Below are 24856 nucleotides of genomic sequence, written 5' to 3' on the forward strand. Positions count from 1 at the left end.
ATTGACGGCTCTCATGGTGTGACGGGCGGTGTGTACAAGGCCCGGGAACGTATTCACCGCGGCATGCTGATCCGCGATTACTAGCAATTCCGACTTCATGCAGGCGGGTTGCAGCCTGCAATCTGAACTGGGACAGCTTTTAGGGATTTGCTCCACCTCGCGGTTTTGCTTCCCTCTGTATGACTGCCATTGTAGTACGTGTGTAGCCCAGGTCATAAGGGGCATGATGATTTGACGTCGTCCCCACCTTCCTCCGTTTTGTCAACGGCAGTCCGGCTAGAGTGATCTTGCGTATCAACTAACCGTAAGGGTTGCGCTCGTTGCGGGACTTAACCCAACATCTCACGACACGAGCTGACGACAACCATGCACCACCTGTCTCCGATGTTCCGAAGAAAAGCCCTATCTCTAAGGCGGTCATCGGGATGTCAAGACCTGGTAAGGTTCTTCGCGTTGCTTCGAATTAAACCACATACTCCACTGCTTGTGCGGGCCCCCGTCAATTCCTTTGAGTTTCAACCTTGCGGCCGTACTCCCCAGGTGGGATACTTATTGTGTTAACTGCGGCACGGAAGGGGTCAATACCTCCCACACCTAGTATCCATCGTTTACGGCGTGAACTACCAGGGTATCTAATCCTGTTTGCTCCCCATGCTTTCGCGCCTCAGCGTCAGTTAATGTCCAGCAGGCCGCCTTCGCCACTGGTGTTCCTCCGTATATCTACGCATTTCCCCGCTACACACGGAATTCCGCCTGCCTCTCCATCACTCAAGACCAGCAGTTTTGAAAGCAGTTTATGGGTTAAGCCCATAGATTTCACTTCCAACTTGCCGGCCCGCCTGCGCGCCCTTTACACCCAGTAAATCCGGATAACGCTTGCTCCCTACGTATTACCGCGGCTGCTGGCACGTAGTTAGCCGGAGCTTATTCTTCAGGTACCGTCATTTTTTCGTCCCTGATTAAAGATCTTTACAACCCGAAGGCCTTCTTCAATCACGCGGCGTTGCTGCGTCAGGGTTTCCCCCATTGCGCAATATTCCCCACTGCTGCCTCCCGTAGGAGTCTGGGCCGTGTCTCAGTCCCAATGTGGCCGTTCAACCTCTCAGTCCGGCTACTGATCGTCGCCTTGGTGGGCCGTTACCCCGCCAACCAGCTAATCAGACGCGAGCTCATCTAAAAGCGGATTGCTCCTTTGGCATCAAAAACATGCGAATTTGATGCTTTATGCGGTATTAGCAGCCGTTTCCGACTGTTATCCCCCTCTTAAAGGCAGATTGCTCACGCGTTACTCACCCGTCCGCCACTAAACTAAAGATTCCGCTCCCGAAGGAGTTTCCAAAATAGTTCCGTTCGACTTGCATGTGTTAGGCACGCCGCCAGCGTTCATCCTGAGCCAGGATCAAACTCTCTAAAAATTGTATTTAAAGAACCGAAGTTCTTAAAATCGACTTTAGAGTCTGACGTGTCACTTTGTTTTAACTGGAGTTGTGACTTCCAGCGATTTACCAAGAGTAAAAAACTCTCGAAATTTCAGGTTCGCACTACAACCTTCGTTCTTTTGAACAAAAGTTTAAGCACATCGTTGTTTAATTTACAAGGTGCAATTTTCCTTTGCCTTCAGCGGAAAATCGCACCGCGTGTCAAAAATCTTCGTGATTTTCGACCAAGGTACTCAAATGCGTCAGCATTTGACCACTAAAGGTTTTGGATTCTGTTAAATCGAAGCAGTCTTAACTGCTCATCAACAGCTTATTTAGTATACCTCTCCCAATACACTTTGTCAACACATTTTTTCATTTTTCTCAAAAGTTTTTGCGTATAGCTTGCTCTCCCCTTGTCCATACTGAATCCCGAGGTGAATTTCCATGAAGTATTTCTGCAATCTTACAGCACTGTTGTCCATTGATCAAACGGCTAACAACTGTTTTTACGCACTTTCGCCGGAAATCCGGCAGCGCATTCTTCCGCACAGCGCACAGCTGCACACGCGTGAGGAACTTCTGCTCTGCGCCTTCCGTCTGCTGCTGCCGCAGGTACAGCAATAGTAAAAATCCCGAAGCCTATCGCCTCGGGATTTCTTCTTATTTCGCCGCCAGCAAGCACGCATACCGCAGTTTAAGGCGCATTTTCCAGCTTTTCTTCACATTTCTTCCCCAGAGCCGCTGCACGAACAGATCGAGCGCGCGCTCCTCGAACGGCTCAAGCGCGATGCCGCCGTATATTGTTTTCTCAAGCAGACCGTTCACACGCTCGTACTCTCCGGGCTTAACCGACGGCAGCGTGTCCGCAAGCGCCTTATCGGTCGCTGCAGTCTCCCATCCGAGCGCCGCGTCAATTCCCCAGAGGGAAATCAGCTTGAACATCAGCTTCTGCGACTGCCGCACGCGCTCCTCGATCGACATTCTGCGCCGTCTGCGTTCCGCATGCCACAGCAGAAACGCGCGCGTCAGCTCCATCGCGCACAGCAGCAGCGTGAACAGCACAATAACTATGCCGGCAATACCAAATCCAACCGCAGCCATGTTTTTCACCACAGTCAGCGGCTTGGACTGCTCGGAACCACCGGTGCCGGACTGCTCGACCACCTGATCCGCACCTGACCGATCTTCGTCGATAGCTGCAGTTTTGCGCACCGTATCCGGCAGGCTGACCATCTGCTGCAGCGCAACCGCGTCAAAATAGTAACCCGGCGTCGCATCAACCGGCAGCCAGCCGATACCGTCAAAATAGACCTCAGCCCATGCATGTGCGTCCTGACCGGTCAACGCAGCTGTTCCGTCCGCGCTGCTCTGCGTTTTGGAAATCGGCAGATAGTAGCCTTCCGCGTAACGTGCGGGAATGCCGTGTGCCCGCAGCGCCTGCACGGTCGCCGAGGCATAAAGCACTGCATTGCCCTTCCGCGAGTCTGTCAGAAAATATGCAATCGGGTCCGCATTATCCGGTGCGGCTTCGGCAGTCTCGCTGTAGCGCACCTGCGCTTTCAGCACCTCGCGGATGCGGCTGAGCGCACTGTAAACGCCGTCATTTTCATCATCATAATCCTGCCAGAACAGACGATTCAGCACAGGCAGCAAATCCTCGTCCGTTGCGGTATACGCATCATACACAAAGCTGCGATAGACCGACTCTGCTTCCGCATAGGCTGCCTGCTCCTCGGTCTGCGGGCTGCTGACCCAGCTCTCCGCGACCATGAGCTCCGACGGCCGCGTACCCGAAACCTCGGTCACCGTATAATTGCGGGTACCGAACAGACCGCGCCCCTTGAGCAGCGCGTCCCTGCGTTCGTGCACGTCACCGTCCGTTACCTTTTCCATCGAAGCCGGTGCGTACACCGCGTCGCGCGAAGCGTTCTTCACCGACACCTCGACCGTGTTGGTCTCCGGTGCATCGCCGGTCAGCCGATAGTATGCCGCCGACTGTGTAAACGGGTCAAAGCCCTGTGTCTGCAGCCAGTCCAGCATGCCGATGTTTTCTCCGCCGTAGACGGCATCCGGCAGCGGTTTCCATGTGCCGTTTTCATATTTTCCGCCGGTAAATCCGCGCAGATAGACCGACTTTTCCTGTTCCGTGCGTACATTCAGCATGGTTTCGCTGCTTCCGTGCAGAAGGTTCGCCTGAGAAAGCTCGCCCTGCGGCAGCGTATCCCTGCCGTAGCGCAGATCGTGCACTGTCTGCTTGATATTCTGCCGCAGACGATCGACCGACGGCATTTCCGTGCCGGACAGTCCCACCGCACAGGCACACAGCACTGCCGATATGCCAAGGCACCATGCAACCGCTCTGCGGGTGATCGCGCGGCTGCCGCTCGTCATGTGCAGACCCAGCTGCCCCGCTGTCAGCAGCACAAGCGCCAACGGATAGAATCCCTCGCCGAACAGCGAAAGCAGCAGCCAGAATACGCTGATGAACGCCGCGAGCCAGCTGCTCTGCCGACTGACCGCATACCATGACAGCAGTCCGATGAGCACCGCCGCCAACAGCGCAAACGCCCATGCATCCCGCTCGGAGGCTGTACCGGAAAACAGCGCGAGACCGCCTTCATGCACCGTATTCCACCGGTCGAGCATGGTGTTGAGCCATGCACGGCCGCCTGCAATGTATCCGCGGAAACCGGTCACGATCAGCACGGCCGGAACGGGTGCGAGCATCAGCAGCTGCGCCGCCGGAATGCGTTTCGCCGCAAAATCCGCCGCAGCGCCGCACAGTGCGCTGAGCGCGGCAGCCGCAAACACGGCAGCAAGGGACGGTGCGCGGCCGTTCCACAGCCGCTGCATGGCCAGCAGCGAACCACTCAGCAGCAATGCCGCCAGCAGCGCCATCCATCCGGCGGCCAGATATGGATTTGTCCGTTCGCCGGGTCGATACCGCCGAATCTCAGCCTGCTTCATCGTTTACTCCTATGACTCAGCATACCACGCGGTACACTTCATTGATATCCTGCTCGGCCGGCAGCTCCATGATGCTGCACGAGCCGCTGCCCTCCACACGGGCGGTCTTGATGCCCGAAACCGCACTCAGCACCAGTACACCGACGCGGCTGTCCAGTCCGCTGAGATCCTGCTCATAGCGTCCTGCGGAAAAGATGAGCAGGCGCGTGAAATACCGGTCCAGATGCTCCATGACAAAGTACCGCAGGCCCGAACCGCCGGTCTCCTGCACCGGAAAGCTGAGCCAGCGCGGCAGAAGCTCGTGAAAATCCCGCTCCGTGCATACCTCAAACCGCTCTATGCCTTGTTTCGTCGGTACAACGGTGCAGAACGGCACGCCGCGGCGAATCAGCCGCTCGGCAACGGACGATGCAATGGCGACAGCCGCATTCAGCTCCTGCTGTGCCTCCGGTCCGGCCAGATGGCTGCGGCCGAAATCCGGCAGCAGCGCGATATTGTAATGAGAAGGGGCGCTCGCCTGACGAACGATCAGCTCATCCGTCTTGCCGGACAGCTTCCAGTGAATGGTTCGTATATCATCACCCGGGACATAGTCGCGGATGTCGAACATTTCGCTTGCATCGCTGCCCTTACGGTTCTGCATAACGCCGTCATTGCGCGTTGCGCCGATCGTTGCACTCGACAGCTCGGTTAAAACGCGCACATGATGCGGGTAGACCACCGTGCAGATTTCGGGGAACGGCTTTGCCTTGCTGCTGAACAGCCCAAACATATCCCGCACCTGCACCGAAATGCAGCGGAACGTGACCTTGCCGCACCAGACGAGCGGCACACCGATGGTATACTCCTGCTGATCGTCCGCCAGGTCGAACGCCAGATATTTATGCACGCTCACGCCGAACATATCGTTGCGGGATTCCACCTCGACCAGAATGCTCTGTGCCGCCAGCAGCCGCCGTTTCGGCGCAAACGTGAACGTCATCGGTACGGTTTCGCCTTCCCGCCCGCCAGATTTAACGCGCACAGAGGTGCGCAGCAGCCGCGCATCCCTGCGGGTGAGCAGCGCCATCAGCGCCGCCGATACCACCAGAACGATGAGCGCCGCCAGCAGAAACGGCTTGCTGAACAGGAGCAGCAGCACGAGCAGCGCCGCATACAGCAGCGCGAACGCCAGCCGGTTTTTCCACATAGCGCCTCACTCCTCTGCGTGCGCGGGCTTGATCTTCGCCATGATCTCCTCCAGCACCTGCTTTGCGGCAACGCCCTCCACGCGCGCCTGCGGGCGCAGCGCCAGACGGTGTGCACATACATCAACGAACACGTTCTGCACATCCTCGGGCACAACGTAGTTGCGCTCGCGCAAAATCGCGCCTGCGCGCGCCATCCTGACCAGTGCGGACACGCCGCGCGGAGAGATGCCCAGCTCCACCAGCGGATGGCTGCGGGTCTGCTCGCACAGACGGATGGCGTACGCCAGCACGCCGTCGGTCATGCGCACCGAGGTCAGGTAGTTCTGCACCTCAAGCAGATTCTGCGCGTTAGTCACCGCGCGGATCTCCTCCAGCGGATTGCTGTACCGCTGTGCGTTGATGATCTTCATCTGGTTTTCGAGTGTCGGGTAGCCGATGGACAGGCTGACCATGAAACGGTCGATCTGGCTCTGCGGCAGCGGCTGCGTACCGGCAGAACCCAGCGGGTTCTGGGTCGCAATGCAGATAAACGGCGCGGGCAGCGCGTGCGTTTCGCCGTCCACCGTGATGGTGTGCTCCTCCATGACCTCAAGCAGCGCAGACTGCGTTTTCGGTGAGGTACGGTTGATCTCGTCGGCCAGCAGCAGCTGACAGCTCGCCGCGCCCTCGCGGTACTCGAACCTGCCGGTCTCGCGGCTGTACATCGTAAAGCCGGTGATGTCGGACGGCAGCGTATCCGGCGTAAACTGAACGCGCTTGTTGCTCAGTCCCAGCGCGCGGGAAAACGCCACGGCGAGCGTGGTCTTGCCCACACCGGGACAGTCCTCCAGCAGCACATGACCTCCGGCATAAATGGTCATCAGGATCTTCTCGACAATATCTTTTCTGCCGATGAACGCCTTATTGACCTCGGCAATGATCTGCTTGGATTGTTCAACAATCATTCTGTTTCTCCTTCATCTTCTGTGGAAGTGCTGTCCGACGGTTCGGACGGAATGACGATCTCGTGCTTGCCGTCCGGCATCGGCAGAACCGTCGCATCGTCCGCCGAGGTGTCGGCAGAGCCGGTGTCCTTGCCGGTGCTGTCACCGGCCGGCTCGTTTGCCGCATCGTCGTCGATGGTCGGCGGTTCGCTGGTATTGCCGTTTGAGGTGTCCGTGTCCGTGCCGGGATTCGGCTCCGGGACCGGCGTCAGGTCATCCTTCTCATCCGGATTCCTGTTCTGATCATCCGGCTCAACCATTTCCGGCTCCTGCTTTTTCGGTGCAAGCTCAAAGCTGAGCTTGTCCACTTCCGGATAGTGAGTATCTACAGTGGTGCCCTCTTCAAATTCCGATGTGCCCGGAATCCACTCACGATGCCACAGCATTCTGCGGATACGATTCTCGACCGGCAGCAGGATTTCCTCCATTTTGGCATGGATTTCCTCCTCGGCTGCATTCGGCATGCCTGCAGCGACAGCTTCATACATTTCCGCATAGTTTTCATATCCCGCCATCGGGTAGATCCATTTTTCAATGAAACGGAGATAAGCCTCCTCATCTCCCCAGGCAAGAATGTAGATTTTGATCCTGCTTTCATCAATACCGAAGGAATATCCCTCACCCGGTGTAAAATTCAGCAGCTCCGGCGGATTGCCATCCATGAAGGTCATGGTCAGCGTATCGCTCTCCACTCCTCGGAGCGCATCCTGCTCAATGCCGGCCAGACCGCTTTCCAAGACGAGATATTCCAGGTTTTTGGTATTGGAGAAGGCTCCCTCACCGATATAATCCAAACACCAGCCATCCAGCAGTCCCAGTGTTTCACTATCCAGATCAATCGTGGTCTTGTCGGACGGCGCACCGATCAGCGTAATATAATCTCCCCGTACACGATACGGATAGAACTCCGAGGGTTCCTCTACCTTCGTTTCTGCGTCAAGCATGGTGCGGATATCGTTCTCCACATCCACGAGTTTCTGTTTAACTGCCGCATCGGTTTCTGCATACAGATCCTCCCATGTTCCATTGAACATCAGGTCCATCATGGTGTTGTCCCACAGATTCATGTAGCCGGTCGCATTCGGTGTGTCCATGCTGCCGAGCAGCGAATAGCGCCATTTCTTTACATAAGACGGTGCAATATCGTCTCCGGTCTCCCAGTCGGATCTGATGTGAACCCGCTGCAGCGTATCCTGCCACGTCCATTCATAGTTAAAGGTAAACGCGGAGGATGCACTGAATGTCAAAAGCTGCGGCACATTGCCGAAATCAGCAATCGTGATATCCTCCAGCGCACTGCATGCACTGAACAGACCGGTGTATATGCTGCTGTTATTTTCAAATCCCCGTGTAATGGAAACACCGGTCAGGCTCTTGCAATCCACGAACGAGTTCATATCCAGACGCTGTATATAGCCGTTCAACTCCAGCTTCGTGATATTTGTGCTCTGGAATGCCGCCTCACCGACCTCGCTGACGGCTGTAACGACCTCACCCTCCAGACCGGAATCGGCAAACACATAAGCATCAATATACTGCAGGTCCGGCAGTTTATCCCAGTTGATGGTAAACGAGCCCTCGGCGCCGTAAAACGCCTTATCGAACAGCTCTATCGTCCCCCCCGGCAAGGCAAGCTCCCCTTCGGTGTGCCTGCCGGCACGCAGACCGAGCCAGTCCTTGCCATCGCTCGCGCCGTACAGCATTTTCGTGCTGCCGATATCTACAACATCGTAGCGCTGCACACCGGATTCCTCAATGAAATACGTCCAGTCCTCACCGTAGCCGATTCCCCCGGTCGGGGAATACATCACCGTTGCCTGTGCTCCCGTGCTGACCGAATACTCGCCCATATTGATGGACGGCGCGTTGGACGCGATAAAGTTCAGCGAGGTACAGTTATCAAACGCCGCATTGCCGACAGACACCTCTCCGTTCGCATCAACCATGATGCCCTCCAGATCGGAGCAGCCGTAAAACGCCTGTGCACCGATATTTGTCAGCGATTCCGGCAGAAGCGCCCACTGCAGATTCTGACTGCCTGCAAACGCACCGTCCGCCAGTGTGGTCACCCACAGCGTATTGCCGTCCGCATCCTGAATCGTGCCGTCAAACTCGGTCTTAGCCGGGTCACCGGCCATCAGCACAACCTCCGCGCTGCGCTCGTCTGTGTAGTAGGTCTCGCCCCGGCTGTTGGTCTGCAGGACGATTGCGCGGACATCCGTAATGCCTGCCGCGTCAAGCTGCGCCTGCACGTTCTCTGCCTGCGCCTTCCCGCCGCACAGGATGGTATCCACATTGCTGCTTTGGAAACTGTCCGGGGCGATTGCAATCCCGTCTTCGCCCTCGGGCAGAATGATAGTTTCAACCTTTTCCGCGTCCGCAAATGCGTTCGGACCGATGGCATTGACGCCGCTCGGCAGAGTATAATATCTGGTCTGTGCCCGCACACGGGTGAGCGTTTTGTTCCCCTCGGCGTCCTTCTCCAGATAAGCACCATCGTGTGATTCCCAACTGCCGTCCGAGGATGCAACGTTCACACGCATGCCTTCCAGCGCAGTTTCGTTACTGCGCACGAAAGCATGAAATACGTCCGGCTCCACAATAATAACGCCGCTGTCCATACCGCCAAAGTCGATTTTCGGCAGGTCGCAGGCAGCTTTCGCCTGCAGGACCAGTCTGGTCACCTGTGTTGCGTTCGGCAGCGTCACCTTCTCTACATTTTTCGGAACGGTCAGCTCGGTCATGTCATACGGAATGCCGAGGTATGCACTGCCGTCCGCATTGGTAAGAATACCGTCCGCGGTTGCGGCATACGCTGTGCTGCCCGCATCCACAATATAGCCCTTCTTGACCTTGATGCCCTTTACGGCTGTCTGTGTGCCTTCCGTCTGTTCGCTGTAGCTTTTCGTGTTGACATACCGCACCGTATCCGGAATTTTGATGTAATCAACCTCATGCAGGGTGTTTTCCGTGCCCATATCCACCGCCTGCACATACTTCGGTACCTCGAGCACACTGCCGGGATCGCCCTCATAGCCGGTAAGTGTCTGCATGTAGATGAATTTCTGGGTGATTGAAAACTGCGGTGCGCTGACCGGCAGATCCGATTCGGTCTCGTCCCAAGAATCCGCTGTAGGACCGTCTGCGGCATCGTCCTGCGAACGGGTTACCGCGCCGGTATCCATGTCATACCAACGGATTTTGACCTGCACTATATAATTATCCTCCAACGGGACCATATCCACAGGCTCGATAACACGACGGCCCGCCGCCGGATGATACATCCACGGAATCAGCTTGCCGTCCTCCAGCCAGCCGGGGAACAACGCGGACAGACGTTCCTCTCCCAGCAGATCTCTCTGATAGCTGTACAGGTCGATTACCTTGCTCTCATCATCCGGATCAAAGCTGGTATCCTTATATGGATTGAGCAGGATATCACTGCTGAACTGACCGTTTTTATCGCTTTCCGTCAGCCTGCGGTTGAGGATGAAGATACGGTTTCGCTCCAGCGTATAGGTAACATCCGAGTAGTCCTTCCACGCACTTTCTGCACTGAAGCGGTAAGACGCACTGATTTTGATCTCGGTCGCATCGCTCGGAATCTCATCCAGAGTCTTATCATATTCTCCGGTTGCCTCATTAAAGAAGCTGAAGAAGGTATCGCCGATCCAGATACCGTTGATACGGACGAACACGCCGAAATGCAAATCGCTGTTGTCTGCACCCTTCAGGTTGCTCCAGTAGTAAATGTTGCCGTTGTGGTCATTTACATAGGTTTCCAATGCATTGTAGATCTTGCGGGCAGTGATGTTTTTCTGACCGGCGTACAGCGCAGACGGGTCTGCCTCTCCCGAACTATTCTGCGGCTGCCGAATAACAACCTCCTTTACTGTGTTGTCATTCACATTCCCTTCATAATACGGCTTACTGATCGGATCGTGCTCGCCGAAGATGCCTACGCTGGTCTTTCCGGAATCCGGCTCCCGCATGGTATCCGCAATGGAGCCGCCCTGTCCTGATGGCGGGGCAGCCGTGCCGCCGCCATTCGTATTGTCCGAATTGCCGCCGCCCGGCTTGCTCGGCTTATGATTGCCCGGCGCGGACGGCTCTCCCGGGGTATTCGGCGTATCAGGCTTTGCCGGATTTGCCGCGCCGCTATTGCCGCCCGGATTTTCTCCTGTGCCGGCGCCGCCGTTTCCGGGCACAACGGCAGTCGTGCCGCCCGGTCTGCCGCCGATGATGACATCCGCGCTGTCGCGGTCATTCGTCACGTTATATACGATATCGCCGGAGCTGCTCGCCGTCATGCTCGTGTCTGCCGTGCCGCCGGCAACCGAGAGCGGGTCGGAGAAATTCTCCTGCATGCGCTCGCGCTGGAACATGAAATCCGCACTGCTGTCGTTTTGCGGGCCGCTGGTATCGTCCGCGCCGCTGTCCCGCTCCCAAAGCTCGCTGTCGTCCTTTTCTGCCGTGCTGTCGCTGCCCTTTACGTCCTGATCGTCGTCAAAATGCACCTGATTGGCATTGAAGCCGCGCTCCGTGTCCGAGGGGTGAAAATGATTGCCCGAGCGGTACGACGAAACGCCCAGAACCGTGCCCGTTGTCAGCGCTGCGGCGGCTGCCGCACCGAGTACGGTTTTGGTCAGTATTGCCCGCGACAGCAGAATCTTATCCAGCTTTCCCATCAGCTCCTCCTTTCTCTTCTCTGCAGAAATTTGCCGATATTACGCTGCAGTGCCTGAAAATCGACCGGTTTTGCGTAATGATCGTTCATGCCGCTCTCGATAGACAAGCGCTCGTCCTCGACAAACGCATCTGCCGACAGCGCAAAAATCAGGATGCTCTTCGCATCCGGACGCTCCATCGCACGAATGGTGCGGGCCGCCGTGCGGCCGTCCATCACCGGCATCTGCACGTCCATCAGAATAAAATCGTAGTAGTTTTCCGGATGATCTGCGAACATATCCACCGCGATCTGTCCGTTTTCGGCCTTCTCGATCTCGGCGCCCATCTCCTGCAGCACCTCGACCATGATCATTGCATTGATCTCGTTGTCCTCGACAAGCAGGATGCGTCTGCCGCGGAACGCATCCGCGTTCTCCTCCGTGGATGCGCGAGACGGCTCTGCCGCCGGTTCCGCAGGCTTTTCAGCAACCGGCAGATGCAGATACACCGAGAAATCCGAGCCTCTGCCCGGCTGGCTCTCCACCACGATCTCGCCGCCCATCAGCTTGACAAGCTGGTCAGTGATGGCCATGCCGAGACCGGTGCCGCCGTATTTCCGAGAGGTCCCCACGGTCTCCTGCTCGAACGGACGGAAAATACGGCTGATAAACGCCGGCTGCATACCGATGCCGGTATCGTGTACGCGGATCATCATATCTGCCACACCGTTCCGCAGCATCATCTGCCGGAAGGTGACAATAATTTCACCCTCGCTCGTAAATTTGACCGCATTGGACAGAAAATTGATGATAATCTGGCTGATGCGCAGCTCATCGCCAAGGACGTAATCCACGGCCACACCGTCAAAGCTGACCTCGTAGCGGATGCCGCGGCTGTCGAGGTTTTTCGCAAACATATCGTACAGGCGGTCACCCAGCTCCCGCAAGCTGAACACCTTGTTTTCCAGTTCGACCTTGCCCGCCTCTATACGCGACATATCCAGAATGTCGTTGATGAGCGCGAGCATGTGATCGGACAGCTCATCTGCCTTGGTCAGATACTGCATCGCCGGTGCATTCGCCTCGAGGTGGTTCTCCGCGAGCGTCAGCATGCCGATTATGCCGTTCATTGGGGTACGGATCTCGTGTGACATGCGCGACAGGAAGGTCGTCTTGGACCGGCTCTCCTCCTCGATCTTGGCAAGGCGCTCCTCGTACTGTTCCATCCGACCGCACAGCCCGGTCGTGCGGCTGAAGCAGAACAGATCATATCCATCGTCCTCACCGCGGGTCACATTCAGCTGCACCCACTCGCCGTTCTTTGTCCGAAGGACGGTCTCAAACGGCTGCGCTCCGTCCCACGCACGGTATTTCTTCCAGACAGAAACGCCGTTCTGCCCGTCCTCCAGCGCGTCCGCAAGCAGCATAACATCCTGCCGGAGCTGCTCGAACGTCACACCGAGCAGGCTCTGCATATCGCCTGCCGCACAGAGCGGCAACAGGTCGTGCTGACGCATGACAAGGCATACGTCATTACTCTGTCGATCCATGTTGTACAGCAGAATCTCATCTGCCCGCCGAAGTGCGCTCCTTTTTTTATCCGCACACTGCCCGCGGTTCCGCAGCGCCGCACAAAGCAGTGCAACTGCCAGCAGTGCCTCAACGCAGCCGATCACCACCAACGGAAAGTGCTCACCCAATATTTCCAGCCAATCCGTTATATGCATTCCTTCACCTGCCAAATTCCAGTTTTACTCTTTTCTGTATTTCTCATCCAGTTGATACCTGCATATCCATTTATACATAATAGCTCCTATATCTGTCGATTTATAACATTTCCCCCCAATGCAGCCGCTCTCTCCGACAAATTTCTCCCCCAAAAGCACAAAAAAGGATACAGAACAGTACCGTTCTGTATCCTCTTGTATCAATTCGGTTTTAAGCTGAATTACAGCTTTGCCAGCTCGGATGCGATCAGCTTGTTGATGATCTGCGGGTTGCCCTGACCCTTGGAAGCCTTCATGCACTGGCCTACGAGGAAGCCGGTCACATTCTTGCCTGCCTTGAAGTCGGCAACAGCCTTTTCGTTCTTGGCGATAACGTCCTGTACGATGGCGAGGATAGCGCCCTCGTCGGATACCTGCTTGAGGCCCATGCGGTCAACGATGGCCTCAACGGTCTCGTCGGTCTCGAACATGCTCGGCAGAACCTTCTTGCCGGCGTTGCCGGAGATGGTGCCCGCCTCGATTAGCTTGACCAGAGCAACCAGCTTGTCTGCGGTCATCTTGGTCTCGCGGAGGCTTACGCCCTTGTCATTCAGGTACTTGGAGATATCGGACAGGATCCAGTTTGCGGCAGCCTTGGGCTTAACCTGCTTTGCGGCAGCGTCGAGCAGCTCGGCCTTCTCAAAGCTGTCAGACAGCAGACGCGCCTCCATGGCAGTCATGCCGTACTCGTTGAGGTAACGCTCGTAACGGGTGATCGGCAGCTCCGGAACCTCGCTCTCGATCCGGTGCAGCCACTCGTCGGAAATCTCGACGGCGATCAGGTCCGGATCCGGGAAGTAACGGTAGTCCTGTGCGTCTTCCTTGGTACGCATTACCGTGTTCTTCAGCTTAACGTCGTCCCAGCGGCGGGTCTCCTGCTGGATTTCGCCGCCGTTCTCTACAACCTCGATCTGGCGTGCAATCTCGTAATCAATCGCACGAACCGCACCGGAGAAGGTGTTGATGTTCTTCATCTCGACACGGGTGCCCAGCTCGGTGGAGCCTTCCGGACGGATGGAAACGTTTACGTCGCAGCGGATGGAGCCTTCCTCCATCTTGCAGTCGCAGATGTCGAGGTAGGACAGGGTGGTCTTGATCATTTCAAGGAATTCCTTCGCCTCGGCAGAGGAATGCAGGTCGGGACGGGTTACCATCTCGATCAGCGGTACGCCGCAGCGGTTGAAGTCAACGATGGTGCCGTCGATCTCGTCATGCAGCAGCTTGCCCGCATCCTCCTCGAAGTGGATGCGCTCGAGACGGCAGGAGTGCTTCACGCCGTCCACATAGAAGAATACCTCGCCGTTCTCACAGATCGGCACATCAAACTGGGAAATCTGATATGCCTTCGGCAGATCGGGGTAAAAATAGTTCTTACGGTCAGCCTTGCACAGCTGATTGATGGTGCAGCCGGTAGCCTTGCCCATCTTGGCGGCGTAGTGTACAACCTGCTTGTTGAGTACCGGCAGTGCGCCCGGCATACCGGTGCAGACCGGGCAGGTGTGGGTGTTGATCGGTGCGCCGAAGCCAGTGGAGCACGAGCAGTAGATCTTGCTCTTGGTGGACAGCTCCGCATGCACTTCCAGACCGATGACAGCTTCGTATTTCATGTTTGTCTTCCTCCCTTACAGTGCAGCGATGATGTTCTTGAGACCGGACGCCTGCTCAAAGGCCAGACCGGCGTTCAGCAGCGTCTGCTCGCCGAAGCGCGGACCGATGAGCTGCATGCCGACCGGCATGTGGTTCTCATCAAAACCGCACGGCTGAACCAGACCCGGCAGACCGGCAATATTGACGGAAACCGTGCAGATATCGCCTGCGTACATCTCGAGCGGATTGGTGGTCTTGGAGCCGATCTCGTAAGCGGTGGTCGGCGCAACCGGCGTCAGGATGACGTCGCACTTCTCGAATGCGTTTGCAAACTCCTCGCGGATCTTGCGCTGTGCGGCACGAGCCTTCTTGTAGTACGCATCGTAGTAGCCGGAGGACAGAACGTAGGTGCCCAGCATGATGCGGCGCTGTACCTCGGCGCCGAAGCCCTCGGAACGGCTCTTGGTGTACAGCTCGATGATGTCATCGCCTGCATTCGGGGTGCGGTAGCCGTACTTTACGCCGTCGAAACGGGCAAGGTTGGAGGAAGCCTCTGCGGAGGAGAGGATGTAGTAGATCGGCAGTGCATACTCAACGAGCGGCAGAGAGATCTCGAATACCTCCGCGCCGAGTGCCTTGTACGCCTCTGCAGCCGCCATAACGTTCTTGCGAACGGCATCCGAAATGCCCTCGCCGAAATACTCCTTCGGCAGACCGATCTTGAGACCCTTGACGTCAGCGTTCAGGTTGGCGCGCAGCGAACCTTCAAACGGGGTCTTGACAGAAGTGGAATCGTGCAGCGGATCGTGACCGGTAACCGCATCGAGCAGCATGGCTGCGTCCTCGATGGAGCGGCCGAACGGGCCGATCTGGTCGAGAGAAGACGCGAATGCGATCAGACCGTAACGGGAAACCGCACCGTAGGTCGGCTTCATGCCGACAACGCCGCAGAAGGACGCCGGCTGACGGATAGAGCCGCCGGTATCCGAGCCGAGCGCCAGCGGAGCCTCGCCTGCTGCAACAACAGCAGCGGAGCCGCCGGAGGAACCGCCCGGTACGCGGTCGAGACCATGCGGGTTGTGGGTCGGGTGCATAGCGGAATTCTCGCAGGAGGAGCCCATTGCGAACTCGTCCATGTTGGCCTTGCCGGTGATGACCGCATCGGAAGCAATCAGCTTCTCCATAACGGTTGCGTTATACGGCGGCTTGAAGCCCGCCAGCATCTTGGACGCGCAGGTGGTCAGCGTGCCCTTGGTGCAGATGTTGTCCTTAATTGCAATCGGAATACCGGCCAGAGCGGAAAGCGTATCGCCGCTTGCGCGCTTCTTGTCTACAGCCTCAGCCTGCGCGAGCGCTGCTTCCTCGGCTACGGTAACGTAGCCCTGAACCTTATCCTCTACCGCCTTGGTGCGGGCAAAAACGTCCTTTGCCAGCTCTACTGCGGAGATTTCCTTTTTGCCGAGCAGCTCGGACAGCTCGGACGCAGTTTTTTCGTAAAGTGCCATGATTCTGTCCCCTCCTTACTCGACAACACGCGGAACTGCTACGCCGCCGCACTGGAAGTCCGGTGCATTCGGCTCGATCAGCTCATCCGGTGTGAATTCCTGAATCACTTCGTCCTCGTGGAACGCATTCTTGCGCTCGGTGTTGATAACATCGGTGATGTCGCCCAGGTCAAGCTCAGCCAGCTTGTCCACCATTGCGACGATACCCTGCATGTCATCGGCCAGACGGTCGAAAATGCCGCCGGTCGAATCCAGACGTGCCAGGGACGCGATGTGCTCAATTTCTTTTCTGGAAATTGCCATGTCGTTTGCCTCCTAATTATTTATCTTAACTCTATGATACGAATTTTATGATCTATCGTAGGACGGGGTGCCCTACGGCATATCTTATTTAAGCGTTTCCGCTGCCTTCTTCAATCATCGTCTTAAACTCTTCCTCGGTCAGCACCGGAACACCCAACTCCGCTGCCTTCTGCAGCTTGCTGCCGGCGTTTTCGCCTGCGACAACGTAGCTGGTCTTTTTCGAGACCGAACCGGCCGCTTTGCCGCCGAGAGACTCGATCAGATCGTTGATCTCCTTGCGGGTATAGAGCGTCAGGCTGCCGGTTGCCACAATGGTCTTTCCGGCGAGCAGGTCGCTCTTTGCGGTCTTTTCACCGATAAAGTTGACGCCGTGTGCGCGCAGCTTTTCGATGAGTGTATGCGACTGCGGCAGCTCCCGCCAAGCGGCGATGCTCTCCGCGGTGGTCTGGCCGATGTCGCGGATCTCGGTCATTTCCTCTACCGGTGCGGCAAGCAGTGCGTCCAGCGAGCCGAAGTGGTCGCTCAGGATGCGGCCCGCCTTCTGTCCGACATGCCGGATGCCGAACGCGAACAGCAGCCGCGACAGGTCGCGGGTCTTGCTCGCCTCGATCGAACGGACAAGGTTGTTCGCCCAAGTGTCCACCTTTTTGCCGAGCGGCAGCAGCTGCTCGACCGTCAGGTCGTACAGGTCAGCCGCCGACTTGACCAGTCCGGCGTCGATCAGCTTCTGCAGGTTGCCCTCGCCGCAGCCGTCAATGTCCATCGCGTCACGCGACGCAAAGTGCATCAGGTTGCGCAGCAGCTGCGCCGGACAGGACGCGCTCGTGCAGCGGATCGCGGCTTCGTCCTCGTCATCGTAGACTGGAGCGCCGCACACCGGACAGACCTTCGGGAACTCGTACGGAACCGAATCCAGCGGGCGCCGGTCCTTTTCCACGCCGATGATCTCTGGGATGATCTCTCCTGCCTTGCGTACAGAAACGATGTCGCCCACGCGGGCATCGAGCTGACGGATAAAATCGCGGTTGTGCAGCGTTGCACGCGAAACCGTTGTACCGGCAAGCCTTACCGGCTCAAGCACGGCATTCGGTGTCAGCACGCCGGTGCGTCCCACCGTGATGACGATATCCTTGAGCAGGGTCTGCTTGACCTCGGGCGGGTACTTGTACGCCGCCGCCCACCGAGGAAATTTCGCGGTCGAGCCGAGCGTTTCGCGCTGCGCGAAGGAATTGACCTTGACAACAGCACCGTCAATGTCGAAATCCAGTTCACCGCGGGTCTCGCCCATGTTCTCGATTTCGCGCCGCACGTCCCGCGGGTCGGTGTAGACCGGATAGCGCGGGCTTGTCGGGAAACCGAGGCTCTTGAGGTAATCGAGCGCCTGCACATGGCTTTCCATCGGCAGCTCGTCGCTGTTCTGGATGTTGAAGCAGAAGATGGACAGCTTTCTTTCCCGCGTAATTTTGCTGTCCTTCTGCCGCAGAGAACCCGCCGCCGCGTTGCGCGGATTGGCAAGCAGCGGCTTTTCATGCAGCTCCAGTTCGGCGTTGAGCGCATCGAACACGGACTTTTTCATGTAGACCTCACCGCGCACAATGAGATGCGGCGGTGCGTTCTCCAGCTTTTTCGGGATGTCCTTGATGGTTTTGAGGTTCTTGGTTACGTCCTCGCCCACCTGACCGTCACCGCGTGTCGCACCGCGGACGAACACGCCGTCCACATATTCGAGCGCGACCGAAAGGCCGTCGATCTTGTACTCGACAACGTACTCCGCCTGTCCGACGGCATTCTCCACACGGGAATAGAACTCGCCGAGTTCGTCAAACGAGAAAACATCCTGCAGGCTTTCGAGTGGGTAGGCGTGCGTCACCTTGGCAAAGCGGCTGCTCGCCGTACCGCCGACCCGCTGGGTCGGAGAGTTCGCGTCCGCCATCTCCGGATGCTCGGCCTCGAGCGTGCGAAGCTGACGCTGCAGCATATCGTACTCATAGTCGGTGATCTCGGGCGCGTCCTCGTTATAGTATTTTTCGTTGTGATACCGCAGCTGCTCCCGCAGAGCGGTAATCTGCTCACGCACGTCCATAATAAAACTCCTTTGGTGTGAGCAAATACTCACACAGATTAAGTATACCAAATGACGAGCAGTTTTTGAAGTATTATTTTCCGATTTCGTGAGAAATATCCGAATTTTCCTCGTAATCGCGGATTTCGCCGAGCAGATCAGAGCCGGAGCCGCCGATATAGGTGTACCGTTCGGGCACCGTGCCGACGATAACCGTGTCCGTGACCGGGTATGTCGAGACGATTTCCCGGTCTTCCCCGCCAAACGGCGCGAGAATGCGGAAGCCGGCGTGTACCTCAATGAGAATCCGGTGGCGCGTCTGGTTGATGCCCGCCGAGGTAAACGCGCTGACGAACCGCGCCTCCATCTGAGCAAGTCCCGCAAGACCGACCTTCACCCTCGGACCCATTCCGGTAAACAAATTGGGCGCGAATACCGTGCCGAGCGGCACCTCGGTCTGCGTTTCCTCCAGATAATCCAGCCGTTCAAACAGACCGTTGACGATACGCGCCTTCACCTTTCCGACTGCGATAATATCCGTACGCAAGGCCGTGATGCGGTTGTCGCTGTCGCGCTCAAGCACCACAAGGTCGGCAAATTCGTCCGGATGGGAGAAAACCTCGTCCTCCATCAGCGTGTTGATCTCCTTGATGGCGCTGTCCTCGCAGACGTTGACGGCATACTCCATGAAAATGCGCTGAAAGCGTATGGTCAGCAGACCAAGACCAACCGCTACTATCAGTATCAGCATGACAAGTGCCAGTCTCCTGCCATTTTTTCGTCTGCGCCGCATAATACCACCCCATTCAGCGTATGCGGCATACGTTTGCATAATCACCTTGTCGCACCCTACGGTGAAGCGTTACAATATATTTCTCTATTAAAAAACTGTCCTAAACCGTCCTAAACTGTTTTACTATTATTATCTGCCAATATATATTCCCCTTTTAACAGATTAGGACACATTAGGACGGTTATTTTACATAACCGCTTAACCGTCACGTTAATTACTAACTACTAATTACCAATTTGCAATCACCAATTAACAAAAAAGAAGCACCCGATAAATCAGGTGCTTCTTTACGCTTAACAGCTAAATGAGGAATTAGTCCTCGTAATCCTCGCCGTCCTCGAGCAGAGCACGGATGGACAGAGATACCTTCTTCTTCTCGTCGTTGATGTCGATGATCTTAGCCTCGACAACCTGGCCAACCTCCAGCTCGTCCTCCGGCTTTGCGATGCGGTGATCAGCGATCTGAGAAATGTGGATCAGGCCGTCAACGCCCGGTACGATCTCAGCGAATGCGCCGAACGGCATGAACTTGAGGATCTTAACCTCAGCAACAGAGCCGATGTCGTACTTGGACTTGAATACGTTCCACGGATTGTCCTCCTCGCGCTTGTAGCCGAGGGAGATCTTCTTGTTTTCCTTATCCAGACCGATAACGAATACCTTTACCTTGTCGCCAACAGAAACGACCTCGGACGGGTGCTTGATGCGGCCCCAGGACAGCTCGGAGATGTGAACCATGCCGTCTACGCCGCCGATGTCTACGAATGCGCCGTAGGAAGTCAGGGACTTAACGGTGCCGTCGTACTCGTTGCCGATCTCGATGGTGTTCCAGATCTGCTCAGCAGCAGCCTTGCGAGCCTCCCTCTGGATCTCACGGATAGAACCAACAACGCGCTTGCGCTGACGGTTGATCTCGGTGATATAGAAAGACTGCTTGGTCTTAACCAGCTGGCTCATCGGCTGATCCTTCGGTACGCCGGTCTGGGATGCCGGGATGAATACGCGAACGCCGTGTGCAGTTGCAACAACACCGCCGCGGTTCTCCTCAACGATAACACCCTCAACAACGGTGTGCTCCTCGTAAGCCTTCTCAACGGTCTCCCAGCCCTTCAGCTGATCAACGCGCTTCTTGGACAGAGTGATGGTGCCCTCGCCGTCGTTTACGCGAACAACAACAGCCTCGATCTCGTCACCAACGTGGATGTTGGCAGCTACGTCATAGTTCGGGTCGTCAGACAGCTCACCCAGCGGGATATACGCAGTGTGCTTAACGCCCAGATCTACCTGTACGTCGTTATTGGAAATACCTACAACGGTGCCGGTTACCTTTTCTCCATTATTTAAAGTCTTGAAGGACTCCTCCAGCATTGCTGCAAAGTCCTCACCAGTTTCAATCTTGGTTTCTTCGCTCATCATGTTACTGACCTCCTTAATTATCCATGCCGGTGTGGATGCTCCCGCCGTGATCCCGATGTGCTGGTGCTGCCCGAGCTCCTGCGTAGTAAGCTCTGCCGCGTCTTCGATGTAGCGCACATCCGAGCACAGCGACCGACTGATCTCATACAGCCGTTTGGTGTTGGAGCTTTTCTTATCTCCGATCACGATCATTTGATCCGATACACCGGCAAGCAGACGAGCCTCCGACTGGCGCTCATCCGTCGCTTTACATATTGTATCAAAAATTTTGAGGTTTGTACACCTTTTTTTTATAAGTCCTACGGAAATATTCCAAATTGACCGGTTGACGGTGGTCTGTGCGACCAGAGAAATGGGTTTATCTTCCATTTCAGGCCGTTCCGAGAAGGCTCTCGCCTGTTCCTCACCCTCAAGCACGATCGACTCGCCACACCAGCCCTGAATGCCCACAACCTCCGGATGTCCGGCGCTGCCGAGAATGACAATCAGCCGTCCGTCCGCGCTCTCTTTGTCCACTATTTTGTGTATTTTCCGCACAAAAGGGCAGGTTGCATCAAAGATTTCGCACTTTTTTGCTTGAAGCAGCGTGTAAACATTCCGCGGTACACCGTGCGCCCGAATGAGCACGCCGGCACCGTCCGGAATGTCCTCCAGCGCATGCGCGGTGTGCACACCGAGCTTCTCCAGCCGCTCAATTTCGTGCATGTTGTGAATGATTTCACCATAGGCATAAATTTTTCCGTTTTTTTTCGCCTGCTGCTCGGCGAGGTCCACGGCACGGCGCACGCCGAAGCAGAATCCGGCGGTTTTAGCTACCGTTACGCTCATACCTGCTCCTTCAGCGCGTAGATGCGGCGCAGGATATCATCCGCGATCAGGCCGTAGTCCTTCTGCTTCGGATCCGTCGTGAACGGCTTGCCGATCACGACTGTGGCTCTGCAGCGGAAACGCTTGCCCTCGGTGATATACATCGGCAGGATCGGTGCCCGGGTCTTGACTGCCAACATAGCCGCGCCCTTTTTGGTCTCGCCTTCGGCAGCATGGCGTGTGCCCTGCGGGAAAATGATCAGCTTCTGACCGGCACGGACACAGCCGAGTGCGGTCTTGATGGCAGTGATATCCGCGCCCTCACGGTCGATCGGAAAAGCGCCGAGCGCCGCGATCAGCCACGCGAATATCTTCTTCCGGAACAGCTCCTTTTTCGCCATTAGGCGCAGCGGCGTCTTGCCGCCGAGTGCGACCGCCGCAAACGGCGGGTCGGACAGCTGCACATGGTTCGGACAGACAACGCAGCCGCCCTCCGGGATGTTTTCGCGTCCGATCACGCGGTAGCCAAAGAAAATATGGAACGCCAGCGCTACAAGCGGCACAACCAGAGCCTGGAACCAGCGGTGGTACTTGAATTTCATGCCTTTTCCTCCGTTTTTTCACGAATAATACGCAGAACGGCCGCTATGCTCTCCTCGAGCGTCAGGCTGCTCGTATCCAGCAGAACCGCATCGTCCGCCTGTTTGAGCGGCGCAACGGCTCTCGTCATGTCCTGCCTGTCGCGCTCGTTAATATCGTGCAGGATGCCGTCCATCGTCACCTGCTGACCCTTCTCAATCAGTTCCTTATAGCGGCGCTCTGCACGGGACTGTGCCGAGGCGGTCAGAAAAATCTTGACCGGCGCATCCGGCAGGATAACCGTGCCGATATCGCGGCCGTCCATCAGGATGCTGCTGTTTTTCGCCATGCTGCGCTGGGTTTCCAGCAGAAACCGGCGTACTTCCGGCACCGCGGATACCTTGGACGCGTAGTACGAAATCTCCGGTGTACGGATGGCTTCGGAGACATCCTCGCCGTTCAGGAGAACGTGCTGTGCGCCGTCCTGATAGGTCAGCTGAATGGCAATCTCCGGCAGGGTTGCGATAATGCCTGCCGTATCCTCTCCGGCAATGCCCCTGCGGCACACCGCCAGACCGATGGAACGGTACATCGCACCCGTATCCACATATACATAGCCGAGTTTTGCCGCGGCAGCGCGTGCCACGGTGGATTTTCCGGCCCCGGACGGGCCGTCAATGGCAACCGAAATGTACTTCATCATGATTCCTCCTCCGCAGCCGACAGACCCGCCAGACGGCCCGTGGACCACGCAATCTGCAGGTTGAAGCCGCCCGTGTAGGCGTCCACATCAAGCACCTCACCTGCGAAATACAGGTGCGGCAGCTTTTTGGACTCCATGGTTTTCGGGCTGACCTCGCGGACGGACACGCCGCCCGTAGTGATAATCGCCTCGGCGATCGGACGCTTGCCGGAAATCTCGACCGGGAACGCCTTGAGTACGCGCAGCAGCGCCGCTCTCTGTGCCTTGGTGATGGAATTGACCTTCTCGCGCGGGTCGATGCCGCTCTTTTCAATCACCACCGGAATCAGCTTCTTCGGCAGCAGCTCACCGAGCGCGTTGATGAAATCGCTGTTCTTGTGCTTGTCAAAGTCCGAGAGCAGACGCTTGTCGAGCGTCTTTTCGTCCAGCGCAGGCTTGAGATCAATCTCCACACGGTACTTTTTGCTGCCGAAATGGCGCATATGCGCACTCGCGGACAGCACCAGCGGACCGGACAGACCGAAGTGCGTGAACAGCATTTCACCGAAGTCCGAGTAGAGCTTCTTCTCGTTTTCATACACGGTCAGCTGCACGTTGCGCAGGCTGAGACCCATTAGCTTTTGACAGGTGTCACCGTCCTCGACCAGCGGCACGAGCGACGGATTTGCGGGCACAACCGTGTGTCCCGCCTGCCTGGCGAAGCGATAGCCGTCACCGGTCGAGCCGGTCTGCGGATAGGACGCGCCGCCGGTCGCCACGATAACGCGCTCCGCCCTGTACGTCTTGTGACCGGCGCGAACGCCTGTGAGCACACCGTCCTCGATGAGCAGCTCGTCTGCGGTCGTATGTACGATGGTCACACCCGCCTTTTTCACCCATAGGAACAGCGCGTCGATGATGTCGGCTGCCTTGTCCGACTGCGGGAACACGCGGTTGCCGCGCTCAGTCTTGAGGGCAACGCCATGGTTCTCGAAAAAGTCCATCACGTCCGCCGGACCGAATCCGCCGAGCGCGGAATACAGAAAGCGCGGATTGACCGGCACGTTGCGCAGAACCTCCTGCACATCGCAGTTATTGCACACGTTGCAGCGGCCCTTGCCCGTGATAAACAGTTTGCGGCCAACTTTTTCGTTGGTTTCCAGCAGCGTCACCTGCGCGCCCTGCTCCGCGGCAGTGCCTGCCGCCATCAGACCGGCTGCGCCGCCGCCGATTACGATAATGTTCAATTTATATCGTCCTCCGGTTTTTCATATACGTCGTATTCTTCCCAGATGCGCTCCAGCTTATTGAAGGTCTGCTCAATCTCATCGCGGCGGCTCATGCCGACAGCCACGATCAGTGCGTTGATGACCGACAAGGGCGCCACGAGCGAATCAACAAAGCTCGCCATATCGCTGCGTGCGAGCAGCACATGATCAGCTACACGCGCCAGCGGAGACAGCTGCGAATCGGTCAGTGCGATAACGCGGGCACCGCGGTCGCGCGCGTACTTCATAGCACTCAGCGTGCGCTTGGAGTAGCGCGGGAAGCTGATGCCGAACAGCACATCACCCGGTCCGACACGGAGCACCTGCTCGAAAATCTCGCTGACGCTGTTCGTATGTACAAGCGTCACATTTTCAAACAAAAGGTTGAAGTAAAAGCCTAAAAAGCTGGCTAAAGCGCTTGAGGAGCGCACACCGAGGATGTAGATTCGCTTAGCGCCCATGAGCGCGTCCACCGCGCCCTGAAAGGCGTCGCGGTCGATCTCGTCGAGCGTTACGCGGATCATATCCGTGTCCGCATGCAGCACGGTCTGCAGCACATCGCGGCCGCCCATGCGGTCGCCCGCGACCTCCATGCGCTGCACCGAAGTCAGCTTGTTGCGGATCATCTCCTGCAGAGCGCGCTGCAGGTGCGGATAGCCGTCATAGCCAAGCTCGGTCGCAAAGCGCACGACCGTGCTTTCACTCACGCCGACAGTCACACCCAGACGGCTCGCGGTCATGAACGCGGCCTTGTCGTAGTGCTCTAAGATAAAACGCGCGATCTGCTTCTGACCCTTGGAAAAGCCGGGCAGCTCGCTTTGAATTTTTGTGATCAGGTCATTCATTATACTCTCTCCTGC

The 24856-nt window shown here is 56.8% G+C and carries 16 protein-coding genes and 1 rRNA gene; 1 reads left to right on the plus strand and 16 read right to left on the minus strand.

Annotated elements, in window-relative coordinates:
• Positions 1-1415, minus strand: a 16S ribosomal RNA gene (locus tag PG722_RS11280); the annotation flags it as partial.
• Positions 1416-1895: 480 nt separating this feature from the next.
• Between PG722_RS11280 and PG722_RS11285 the strand changes: the two genes are divergently transcribed.
• Positions 1896-2045, plus strand: a complete 150-nt coding sequence (locus PG722_RS11285) for a hypothetical protein (protein WP_201309131.1) — start codon at positions 1896-1898, stop codon at positions 2043-2045.
• A gap of 36 nt (positions 2046-2081) precedes the next feature.
• On the opposite strand, the gene PG722_RS11290 is transcribed toward PG722_RS11285, so the two are convergent.
• From PG722_RS11290 to PG722_RS11360, 15 genes are all read right to left on the minus strand, one after another.
• Positions 2082-4388: a transglutaminase-like domain-containing protein gene (locus tag PG722_RS11290; protein ID WP_270580593.1), complete on the minus strand. Its 2307-nt coding sequence runs from the start codon at positions 4386-4388 to the stop codon at positions 2082-2084.
• A gap of 16 nt (positions 4389-4404) precedes the next feature.
• Positions 4405-5577, minus strand: a complete 1173-nt coding sequence (locus PG722_RS11295; RefSeq protein WP_270580594.1) for a DUF58 domain-containing protein — start codon at positions 5575-5577, stop codon at positions 4405-4407.
• Positions 5578-5583: 6 nt separating this feature from the next.
• Complete coding sequence (locus tag PG722_RS11300; protein WP_270580595.1) at positions 5584-6522, minus strand: AAA family ATPase; 939 nt, start codon at positions 6520-6522, stop codon at positions 5584-5586.
• Complete coding sequence (locus PG722_RS11305) at positions 6519-11249, minus strand: leucine-rich repeat protein (RefSeq protein WP_270580596.1); 4731 nt, start codon at positions 11247-11249, stop codon at positions 6519-6521. The genes PG722_RS11300 and PG722_RS11305 overlap by 4 nt, the downstream gene beginning before the upstream one ends.
• On the minus strand, positions 11249-12955 hold the full coding sequence (locus tag PG722_RS11310) for an ATP-binding protein (protein ID WP_270580597.1): 1707 nt from the start codon (positions 12953-12955) through the stop codon (positions 11249-11251). The genes PG722_RS11305 and PG722_RS11310 overlap by 1 nt, the downstream gene beginning before the upstream one ends.
• Before the next feature lie 221 nt (positions 12956-13176).
• On the minus strand, positions 13177-14601 hold the full coding sequence (gene gatB, locus PG722_RS11315) for an Asp-tRNA(Asn)/Glu-tRNA(Gln) amidotransferase subunit GatB (protein ID WP_118361736.1): 1425 nt from the start codon (positions 14599-14601) through the stop codon (positions 13177-13179).
• A gap of 15 nt (positions 14602-14616) precedes the next feature.
• The gene (gene gatA / locus PG722_RS11320) at positions 14617-16086 is read right to left on the minus strand and encodes an Asp-tRNA(Asn)/Glu-tRNA(Gln) amidotransferase subunit GatA (RefSeq protein ID WP_270580598.1); all 1470 of its coding nucleotides are present in this window, start codon (positions 16084-16086) and stop codon (positions 14617-14619) included.
• 15 nt (positions 16087-16101) lie between these two features.
• Positions 16102-16389 carry an Asp-tRNA(Asn)/Glu-tRNA(Gln) amidotransferase subunit GatC gene (gatC, locus tag PG722_RS11325; RefSeq protein WP_110436649.1) on the minus strand — a complete coding sequence of 96 codons (288 nt, stop codon included), beginning with the start codon at positions 16387-16389 and terminating at the stop codon, positions 16102-16104.
• 88 nt (positions 16390-16477) lie between these two features.
• Positions 16478-18472: an NAD-dependent DNA ligase LigA gene (ligA, locus tag PG722_RS11330; RefSeq protein ID WP_270580599.1), complete on the minus strand. Its 1995-nt coding sequence runs from the start codon at positions 18470-18472 to the stop codon at positions 16478-16480.
• A gap of 73 nt (positions 18473-18545) precedes the next feature.
• Positions 18546-19202, minus strand: a complete 657-nt coding sequence (gene yunB / locus PG722_RS11335; RefSeq protein ID WP_270580600.1) for a sporulation protein YunB — start codon at positions 19200-19202, stop codon at positions 18546-18548.
• A 354-nt stretch (positions 19203-19556) separates the two neighbouring features.
• Positions 19557-21488: a bifunctional 4-hydroxy-3-methylbut-2-enyl diphosphate reductase/30S ribosomal protein S1 gene (locus PG722_RS11340; RefSeq protein ID WP_270580601.1), complete on the minus strand. Its 1932-nt coding sequence runs from the start codon at positions 21486-21488 to the stop codon at positions 19557-19559.
• Positions 21485-22069 (minus strand): lysophospholipid acyltransferase family protein, encoded by a 585-nt coding sequence (locus tag PG722_RS11345; protein ID WP_270418001.1) that lies wholly within the window; start codon positions 22067-22069, stop codon positions 21485-21487. Before PG722_RS11345 ends, PG722_RS11340 begins: the two co-directional genes overlap by 4 nt.
• On the minus strand, positions 22066-22749 hold the full coding sequence (gene cmk, locus PG722_RS11350) for a (d)CMP kinase (RefSeq protein WP_243105778.1): 684 nt from the start codon (positions 22747-22749) through the stop codon (positions 22066-22068). The genes PG722_RS11345 and cmk overlap by 4 nt, the downstream gene beginning before the upstream one ends.
• On the minus strand, positions 22746-23975 hold the full coding sequence (locus PG722_RS11355) for an NAD(P)/FAD-dependent oxidoreductase (RefSeq protein WP_270580602.1): 1230 nt from the start codon (positions 23973-23975) through the stop codon (positions 22746-22748). Before PG722_RS11355 ends, cmk begins: the two co-directional genes overlap by 4 nt.
• The gene (locus PG722_RS11360) at positions 23972-24841 is read right to left on the minus strand and encodes a MurR/RpiR family transcriptional regulator (protein ID WP_110436642.1); all 870 of its coding nucleotides are present in this window, start codon (positions 24839-24841) and stop codon (positions 23972-23974) included. Before PG722_RS11360 ends, PG722_RS11355 begins: the two co-directional genes overlap by 4 nt.
• Between the last annotated feature and the right edge of the window lie 15 nt (positions 24842-24856).

It is taken from the genome of Butyricicoccus sp. OF27-2pH9A, assembly GCF_027693185.1.
GTDB lineage: Bacteria > Bacillota > Clostridia > Oscillospirales > Butyricicoccaceae > Agathobaculum > Agathobaculum butyriciproducens.